Raw genomic sequence first — 1,536 nt, 5'->3', positions numbered from 1 at the left:
GCGGCGCGGATATCGAGGAGGATGACGACGAGGCGCCGATCCACTCGGTGTACAGCTCGGATTCGGAAGACTCCCTCGATGAGGACTTCGCCAGTTCCTCCGACGGGGGATCGGTTCAGGATCTGGACATGGCGGATGGTCCGGCCTGGACGTCGGTTTCCGTCGCCATGCCTGCCGGTTCCTCCGGCCAGGAGGACGGCGGGGAGGACTCCTCTTCCCGGAACAGGCCCTGAGGGAGCGGGTGCTCGGTGATGCCGAGGAACTCGTCCGGTGGATCGACGGCCGAGGGCTCCCGTCGGCGGACTGTACCCGGCGGGCAGGGCACCGCGCCGGATACTCGACCGCTCTGCCGGCCGCGCCCGGAGGCAGCAGTCCGGAGAGCAGTGAGAGAACGGCAGAGGGCAGTGAGAAGAGGAAGCACCGCATGAACGACGAAGACGCCGACCGAGTGACCTCGGCGCTGCTGGGCCAGGCGGCGAAGGAGCCGGTGGGGCAGCACCGTTCCGCCGACGCGTCGGCGAAGGACCGGGAAAGCCGGGAGCGGGACGCCGCCGTACCCGCCGGGGGTGACGGCCGGGACCGGGCGGTGACCGGAGAGGCGCCGCCCTCGGCGGACACGGCACCGGGGGAGGAAGCGTCCGATGGGGGTGCCCGGCCCGCGCCGGAGGGAATGCTGCCCGAGGGCGGGCTCCGGTCCTTCTCGGCGGAGGAACCGCCGGAGGAGGACATCCCGCCCCCGCCGCACATCGTCGAGCTGGCCCGGGTCGCCCCCGGAAACGCCTTCTTCATCACCGATCCCACCTGGCAGGGCGAGGGCACTCCGCCGGCCTGGGCGGTCGTCGGCCGGTGGAACAGCGACGAACGCGGTGAGGTCACGGGCTGGGAGGACAACGACGAGTACCGGCCGTCCCCGCGGGCGCTGGGCTGGCCGCGGCCCGCCGACGAGGCCGATGCCGCGGCCCAGTTGGCCGTGACCGGCTACGGCCCCATGGCGGACGTGCCGCGCGCGCTGGCCGCCGTCGCCGAGGTCGCCGTCATCCTGGAGGACGACGGCACACCGGCGCTCGCCACCGTCCCGGACGGGACCACCGCCGTCCCGGTCTTCACCGTGCCGCCCCGCCAGGCCGCCGCCGATCCGGCCGACGCCGACCTGCCCGCCCACCGGACGGTGCCCGTGGCGGACCTGCCCGGCGTGGTGGGGGAGCGGCCGCTGCTGTACCTCAGCACCACCGCTCCGGTGAGCGTCGTGGTCGAGGTGGACGACGTGCTGGCCGGGGACGGCGGACAGACGGTGCCCACCGCGGCGGACACCCCCGCCCCGCCGGATGTCCCGGCGTCCCGGCAGGCAGCCGGGACATGAACCATCCGAGTACGCCCCGTGGCCGTCCGTGGGCGGTGTGTGCGGGAGCACGGCGCGTGCTGCGCGGGCCCGGAAGGCGTGGCTAAGATGTCTGCGCAGTGGGGCCTCGATGCGGGGTCCGGCCCGGAGCGGGCCGGTACCCGGCACAGTTCACCCGACCGGCCGCGGACGGCACT

Annotated in this window: 1 protein-coding gene; it reads left to right on the top strand. The window is 74.3% G+C overall.

The features are described from left to right. The first annotated feature begins 424 nt into the window (after positions 1-424). Positions 425-1,360: a type VII secretion system-associated protein gene (locus V1L54_RS11965; RefSeq protein ID WP_330117920.1), complete on the top strand. Its 936-nt coding sequence runs from the start codon at positions 425-427 to the stop codon at positions 1,358-1,360. Positions 1,361-1,536 lie beyond the last annotated feature (176 nt).

This window comes from Streptomyces rubellus, assembly GCF_036323805.1.
Taxonomy (GTDB): domain Bacteria; phylum Actinomycetota; class Actinomycetes; order Streptomycetales; family Streptomycetaceae; genus Streptomyces.
This window is presented reverse-complemented; position numbering and strand designations above follow the sequence as displayed.